Source organism: Verrucomicrobiota bacterium, from assembly GCA_016871535.1.
GTDB lineage: Bacteria > Verrucomicrobiota > Verrucomicrobiia > Limisphaerales > SIBE01 > VHCZ01.
Genome location: VHCZ01000291.1, coordinates 1 through 7,478, shown reverse-complemented (window position 1 = coordinate 7,478; position 7,478 = coordinate 1). Strand labels below are relative to the sequence as shown.

5 protein-coding genes are annotated in these 7,478 nt (G+C 61.3%); 3 read left to right on the top strand and 2 right to left on the bottom strand.

What is annotated here, in order from left to right; genetic code table 11:
- The coding region (locus FJ398_24125; protein MBM3840984.1) for a hypothetical protein at positions 1-791 on the top strand (791 nt) is incomplete at its 5' end.
- On the opposite strand, the gene FJ398_24120 is transcribed toward FJ398_24125, so the two are convergent.
- A complete protein-coding gene (locus FJ398_24120) occupies positions 760-3,624 on the bottom strand; it encodes a DUF4623 domain-containing protein (GenBank protein MBM3840983.1) in 2,865 nt (954 codons plus the stop codon). The genes FJ398_24125 and FJ398_24120 overlap by 32 nt on opposite strands.
- Positions 3,625-3,726: 102 nt before the next feature.
- Here FJ398_24120 and FJ398_24115 point away from each other — a divergent pair, with 102 nt between their 5' ends.
- Positions 3,727-3,918 (top strand): hypothetical protein, encoded by a 192-nt coding sequence (locus tag FJ398_24115; GenBank protein ID MBM3840982.1) that lies wholly within the window; start codon positions 3,727-3,729, stop codon positions 3,916-3,918.
- 77 nt (positions 3,919-3,995) lie between these two features.
- Here the strand turns inward: FJ398_24115 and FJ398_24110 are convergent, their stop codons facing one another.
- On the bottom strand, positions 3,996-5,513 hold the full coding sequence (locus FJ398_24110) for a hypothetical protein (GenBank protein MBM3840981.1): 1,518 nt from the start codon (positions 5,511-5,513) through the stop codon (positions 3,996-3,998).
- Positions 5,514-5,534: 21 nt separating this feature from the next.
- Between FJ398_24110 and FJ398_24105 the strand changes: the two genes are divergently transcribed.
- A complete protein-coding gene (locus FJ398_24105; GenBank protein ID MBM3840980.1) occupies positions 5,535-7,394 on the top strand; it encodes a hypothetical protein in 1,860 nt (619 codons plus the stop codon).
- Positions 7,395-7,478 lie beyond the last annotated feature (84 nt).

Genomic DNA, 7,478 nt, shown 5'->3' with positions numbered 1-7,478 from the left:
AGGCTCCTCCCGGCCACCGGCGCCTGGAGATTCGGTACACGGCGCTCAGCTTCACGGCCCCCGAAAAGGTTCGATTCCAATTTCGACTGGAGAATCTGGACGAGGATTGGACCGACGCCGGCTCGCGGCGCACGGCTTACTATCAGGCGCTGCGGCCCGGCGACTACCGCTTTCGCGTGCTCGCCTGCAACAACGCCGGCGTCTGGAATGAAAGCGGCGCGGCGCTCGCACTGACCGTGCTGCCGCATTTCTGGCAAACGGCCTGGTTCCGGTTGCTGCTGGCCCTGATTTGCGCGGGCGGGGTGCTGGGTTTGCACTTGCTGCGGGTCCGCCGCCTGGACCAAGCGCGGGTCGCGCAGGAAGCCTTTTCGCGGCAATTGATCGAATCGCAAGAAAGCGAGCGCAAGCGGATGGCCGCCGAGCTCCACGACGGGCTCAGCCAGGAATTGCTCGTCATGAAGAACCGCGCCCTCATGGGGCTGAAACACGACGGCAATCCGCAACGCATGGCCGAGCAGTTCCGCGAGATTTCCACCGTTGCCACCGAGGCTATTCGAATCGTGCGCGAAATCGCGCAGAACCTTCGCCCGTTTCAACTCGATGAATTGGGCCTGACCAAAGCCATTCAAGCGGCGCTGGCGAAACTGAACCAATCAGCCGGATTGCAGTTTCGGAGCGAGTTGGACTGCTCGATGGCATTGGCTCAGCAGGAGCCACGCCCCACTTTAACTGAGGAATACGAGCCCTGGATTTCGGAAGTCACCGCGTCGGCGCGGCGCGATAAAACCTGAAGGCTTGGGCGGGCGCGCTGGCATCTGTGACTTGCGCGGTCCCCGCCGCGCCGACCGTGTTCGTGGAAATCGGGAGCCACGTCCTGAAATCTTGCGTCGCCTCGATCACGTACGACGCGGCGGCGGTGCCGCTGAGCGTGAATTGAAAAGCGCCGCCCGGCTGGCGCGAAGGCGCGCTCAAGGCCGGTCGTTGAGCCGGTGCAATCGCGCCCGGATTGACCGTGAACGCCAGGAGTCCGTTGTTCGAGTTCATCACATACAGCCGGCCTCCGCCAAAATCCACCGAACCCGTGGCATTGGCGTTGGCGTTGTCCGTCGGGAACAATTCCTGATCCACCATCGCCGGGGGATTGGGCAAGCTCGCCAGGTGGTAGAGCCGGAGGTTATCTGGATTCTCGACGGCGATGGCGGCGAGCAAGGTGTTCGCGGCATCCACACCGATGGTGCTGACGCCCAGCGGAACGTCGTTCGCGCCGAGCGTGACTCGCGTTGTGCCCGTGCCGGCGGCCAGATCGAAATCAATCAAGCGCAGCGGGCGGTTGATGGCCGTTCCCCAGAAACTGTTCCCTGCGCCGAACGCAACACCCAGTCCAAAGTCGCCCGCCGTGGCGTCGGTGTTGATAACGGTCGAGGTGAAGGTGATCCCATCGGTGCTCGTGAAGAGAGCGGCGTTTTTGCCGTTGCGAGTTCCCGCGAGAAGCTGCGTGTTCGCTCCCGAACCGCGCACGTCAAACGAATCGCCAAAGCGCCGGCTCGCGGCGTCCGCGCTGCCGCCGCTCGGATCATCGCGATAGGCCAGGACCGGCACGGCGGTCGCGCTGTCGTTTTCCCAGCGATAAATCGCGAACGCCGCCGTCGAACTGTCCGTGACCAGGTTTGCGGCGTACACGGCGCCGTCGTTGGCCACGCCGATCATGTTCACGGCAAATGTGCCGCCGGAGACGACGGCGGTGTCGATGTTCAATTGCCGCAGTTCGGCCCCGGTTTTGCCGTCGAGCACGTAAATCTTGTTCCCGCCCGTGCGGCTGACGAGCAGCGCGTTGCCGGTGGCCGGATTGTAAGCGATGCCGCGTTGCGTGCCGTCGGTGTTGATGTAAGGCCGGTCGCCCGGAGCCAGTTTCCACAGCGGCGTCAGCACCTCGGATTGCGCCACGCGGTTGACGGTCAGCACCGCGTTCGTGCTGGCGGCGGAACCGGCGGAGTTGCTGACTTTCACGCGGTAATTTCCCGATGACGCGACCGAAACGTTCGTGAGCGTGAGAATCGAATTCGTGGCGCCGGCGAGATCCGCCTCGCTGAACTGCCATTGATAAGCGAAGGGCAGCGTGCCTTTGGCGGCGACGTTGAAGGACACCGTGGCGCCCACGAGCACGGTTTGGTTCTGCGGTTCGGCGGAAATGGTCGGAGGAGCCGCCGCTGTGGCGGCGATGCGGTAGGCGACCAGTCCGTTGTTGGTGTCGAGCACGAACGCGGCGTTCGCTCCTGAGACCGCGCCAAAGTCCACAGCGCCGGTGCCGTTGGCGTTGGCGTTGTCCGTCGGGAGATTCTCCTGATCGAGCAGGGTGACGTCTGCCGTCGTGGAAATATCGTAAAGGCGGAATTGATCCGGCGTGGCGACGGTGAAGGCGCCGAGCAGTTTCTTCGCGGCGGCAACGCCTATGACCGGAGCGGCATTGGGGAAAATCGGATCGGCGAATTCTTTGATCAAAGTGGCCTGGCCGGTTGCCAGGTTGAATTCGACGTGGCGCAAAGGCGTGCCCGACGATTTCAGCCAAAGCCGGCTGCCTTCGCCGAACGCGACTCCCAAACTCCCCGCTCCTGCCGAGGCGCCCGTGATCACCTTCGCGGTGAATGTCAGGCCATCGGTGGTGGTGAACACTGCGACGGCGGTGCTGGCGCGCGAGGCGGCCACGATCATCGTGTTCGCTCCCGATCCGCGCACGTCGAAGGAATCGCCCCATCGCTGCGGATTCCTGCTCGCGCCGGTGGCGGCATCGAGGCCCGCGGGATCGCCTTCAAAAGCGATTTCAGGTGCGGCGTCGGATTTGTCGCTCGCCCAGCGGTAGATTTTGAAATTCGGCGCCGTCGTGCTGGTGGAAAGGTTGGCGGCATAAACGACGCCGTCATCGGTGACGCCGACCATGTTCAAGGCAAAGGTGCCGCCGGCGACGCCATCGGTGTTCAACGTGCGCACTTCGGCGCCGGTTGCGCCGTCGAGCACGATCACGTTCAAACCGCCGGCGCGATTGACCAGGACCAGATTGGTTGTGGCCGGATTGAAGGCTAGGCCGCGCTGGCTGTTGTCCGTCGTGATGTAGGGCCGGTCGCCGGGGAGCAGTTGCCAGAGCGGAGCCAGATCGTCAGCGCGGATTGGCGTTTGGGCAATAAGCGGCGCGAAGAGGAGAACAGCGAGCCTGAGGGCGAGCCTGGAAAGCTTCGTGTTGCTTGCAGACCCGCTGACGGCCGATAAACTGGTAAGGACGCGTTTCACCGCGTCCCTGAAATTGTCTTTTCGATCGCAGAGTAAAGTCAGGGACGGAGTGGTCCGCGTTTCGCGAGGCGAACATCCTTCTTGGGGAAACTGGCGGCGGGGCTTGGGAAGCTCATCCGTCCCTACCGGGTTCACGGGAAGCTTCCTTGATTTCAGAACCATGCCCACGGTCCTTGAACCGAAAACCATGTGGACCGCAGCCTTTAGGCTGCTTCCGGCCCCGCTCCGGAGTTCGGCGTTGAAGCGGCCTAAAGGCCGCGGTCCGAACAGACGGTTTATGGGAAGACAGGACAGGCGGGAAGGCCGTCCGACGTGGGCCATGGACTTTGCGGAGGTGTTCATAAGTTTGAAAGCGGTCTTCAAAGTAACGGATCACGATTTGGCGCGTCAAAAGTTTGTTGTGTTGCCGTCCACGTTTGGCAGGATGCCCGTCACTGGAGAAACTTGACCGGGAGATCAAAGAACGCGTTCGCCATCGGCGCCCTCGTTGCGTTGACGCTCGGTCTCTTCGGCCTCATGTCGGTGCGCTCGAAACCCGATCCGCTTTACCAGGGGCAAGCGGTCAGTTATTGGATCGAGCAATTCCGGAACCCGGCGACAATGGGGCAAGCCTACCTAGGGTCCGTGCAAAAATAACTTCGGATTTTGCACGGACCCTTAAACCCCGTTTCAAGGTTCAGTCTTCTTAGCGGTGTAACGCGGTGCTGGCCGCGCTATGCTCGCATGCGGGCCACATACGCTCCATCCACGCCGTCCACGAACGGCAACAGCTCTCGCTCCAACTCCAAAGTGAAATTGCCGTGCTCGTTCAGAAACCGGTTCACCACTTCGCGGTTTTCCTCCGGTTCCAGGCTGCAGGTGCTATAGACCAGAATCCCGCCGGACTTCAACTGGCTGGCCGCGGCGCGGAGCAAATCCAACTGGGTTTTCCGAAGGCGATCGATTTCCTCCGGGCGGATGCGCCAGCGCAAATCGACTCGCCGGCGCATGACGCCGGTGTTGGAGCAGGGGGCGTCCACCAGGATGCGGTCGTAAGGCGTGAGGCGTGAGGCGTGAGGCGTGCGCGGTTTGCCTCCTGGGAGGGGTGAAGGGGCGGGGTAATGGAGCGCCGCCTTGTTTTCAGAACCATGCGCATGTGCCGTGACCACGGTAGGGCGAGTCCGTCCCGGCGAGCCGCTCGACGAGATTGGAACACGTCCAGTCCGGCTCGCTGGGGACAGGCTCGCCCCACCTAGACGTTCATAGGAAGTTCCCAGAGTTTCGAAAGCCTCCACACATGTGACGCCGAGGCGGGCGCAGTTTTCCCGGAGCAACGCGAGTCGATCCGGGTGTGTGTCGAGGGCGACGATTCGGCCCTGGTTCCGCATCTTCTGCGCGATGAAAGTGGTCTTGCCGCCGGGCGCGGCACACAGATCGAGGATGCGCTCGCCGGGTTGCGGGTTCAACTCTTCGACCGCGAGCAGCGTGCTGGGATCCTGAAGGTAAAACAGTCCTTGCTGGAAGCTCGGCAAACCTGCCACGCCGGCGGCGTTTTTCAGTTCGAAGACGAGATTCTCGGGTATCCAACTCCGGGAAAATGGCGCGCACTCGACGCCTTCATCGCGCCAAAGTTCGAGCAGCTTCCCAGGTTCAATCCGGAGCGTATTGACGCGCGCGAACGCGGAGGACGGGGTGTTATTCCACTCCATCAATTGGAGCGCGTCGGTTTTTCCGCGCCGGGCGGTCCACCGATTCAGGAGGCATTCCGGATGGGAATGTCCCAAGGCCGGCTGGCTTGATTTCAAGTTCTCCAGCGCCCGTTCCAGAGCCGGGCGTTCCCGAAGGCAATTCCGCAGCACGGCATTGACGAAGCCGGCCTTCGCTCCCAGACCCAGGTCTTTGGCCATCTCGACCGTCTCGTGCACCGCCGCGTGGTCCGGGATTCGGTCCAGCCAGAAAATCTGATACAGGCCCAGGCGCAGAAGCAGCCGAACCAGACTGGCCTGGCGGCGGTCGTCGGTTTTGCGAGCGATCAGCCAGTCCAACGTCGCCTTCCATCGCACCACGCCGTAGGTCAATTCCTGGACCAACCCCCGATCCGGTCCGCTCAACGGACTTTGGGCAAACGCCTGCTGCAAAACGTCCTCGATGAAGTGCGCGCCCTTTTCCCAGCGTTCGAGAACGCGCACGGCAATTTCTCTTGGTTTTTCCGGGGTCACTGATAATAATCTTAATGATACAAAGGGACGCAAGAACGACCCGTTAACGAATCTATGAGAGAAGAGTTTGAAAAGCTAGTCGCCGCCGGCAAAATCAGCCGGCAACACCTGGAGCCGCTCTTGCAGCTCGCCAAGGGAGGATATTGCACGCACCGCAGTTGGGGATTCGGGAAAATCACCACCGTCGATACAGTCTTCTGCCGGTTCAGCATCGATTTTCAGGGCAAAGCGGGGCATTCCATGGACCTTTCATTCGCCGCGGAATCGCTCAAACCCATCCCGACCGATCACATCCTGGTTCGGAAAGCGTCGGACCTCGCTTCGCTGCGCCAGATGGCCGCGCTTCAGCATCTGGATTTGATCAAGCTGGTCCTCCAGAGTTACGGCGGCAAAGCGACGCTCGACCAGATTCAGCAAGTTCTGGTGCCGGATATAATTACCGACGACTGGAAGAAATGGTGGGAAGTCGCCAAACGCGAGCTGAAAAAGGACGGCCACTTCCAGGTCCCGCTCAAGAAATCCGAACCACTCATTTACCACGCGAAAGAAGTCTCGTTGCAGAGCCGGTTGCTGGATGAATTTCGCGCGGCCAAGGGCCTCAAGGCCAAGATTCAGGTCGCCACCAAATTGCTGAAGAGTCTCACCGATCTGACCGACCCAAAAGCCGCCGCTACCGAAGCGATCACGGCGTTGAACGCCGACGTTGCCAGCCATCAACGCACGATGTCCGCCTTGGCCCTGGAGGCGGTGTTTCTTCGCGAGGAACTCCGGACCGCGGCGGGGCTGCCGGCCCAAGAGGGCGAGTTGACCGACAAAGATATTTGGTCCCAAACCAACAAACCCGGGCAGGTTTTGGAGGCGCTCCCGGCGGCCAAACACAAGCGAGCGCTTCATTCGTTTCGAGAAATGTACCCGGATCGCTGGGTCGATTTTTTGCTCGGCGCGCTCAATTCGGTCTCGGCCAAGCTTTGCAGCGAGTGCGCCGCTTTGCTCGTGCACGACGGCAAGCTCGAACTGTTGAAGGAGCAACTGGCCCGGCTGGTCAGCCAGCACCAGGCCAGCAGCGAATTGCTGTTCTGGCTGGGCAAAGAGCGCTCGGATGCCTTCGCGGACATCCTGGGGCCGGAGGTTTTCCGCGCCATGTTGACCGCGATGGAACGCGACCAGTTCAACGAAAAGAAATCCAACCGCCTCCGCGATCTCATCCTCGATGACCAGGAGTTGATTGTGGGGTTGATCGGATCGGCGGATCTGGAAGTGATCAAAGATTTGACCCGCGCGCTGCAGTTGTCCCCTTGCTTTGACGACATGGACAAGCGTTCGCTGCTCGCCCGCATCGTGAAGAGCCATCCAGCCGTCCAATCGCTTATCACGGGCGAACACACGAAGCAGGACACGAGCTTCTTTGTCTCGTGGGCCAGCCTGGAGCGGCGTAAGGCCGAGTATAACGAGCTGGTGCAAAAACGAATTCCGGCCAACTCCAAGGAAATCGCCATCGCCCGCAGCTACGGCGATCTTCGGGAAAACCACGAATACAAGGCCGCCAAAGAAATGCACCGCATCCTCATGCGGCGCAAATCCGAGCTGGAAACGCAACTGGTGCGCGCAAGAGGCATGGATTTCTCGAACGCGAAAACCGACGCCGTCGGCCTGGGCACGCACGCAAAGATCACCGAACTGGACAGCGGCTACGAGGAAACGCTGTCCATCCTGGGCGCCTGGGACGGCGACCCGGAGAAGAATATCATCAGTTATCTCACGCCCCTCGGGCAGGCGTTGCTGAACCACAAGGTGGGCGAGGAAATCGAATTTGAGATGGACGGCCACCGGAAGCGCTACCGCATCGACGCGATTGAGGCGAACAAGCCGAGTGAGCCGACGCCGGAGACCGCTGAACAGCCGCAGCCAGCTTAGTGGTCCATTTCATAAATACGCTCACGTTCGCGGCAAGGGATTTTTCGGCCAGACGAGGCGCGAGCGACGAGCATATCCCGAAGT

Excerpts from the sequence above, each read along its gene's own strand:
- FJ398_24120 (MBM3840983.1), bottom strand. The coding sequence starts at position 3,624 with ATGAACACCTCCGCAAAGTCCATGGCCCACGTCGGACGGCCTTCCCGC.
- FJ398_24105 (MBM3840980.1), top strand. The coding sequence starts at position 5,535 with ATGAGAGAAGAGTTTGAAAAGCTAGTCGCCGCCGGCAAAATCAGCCGG.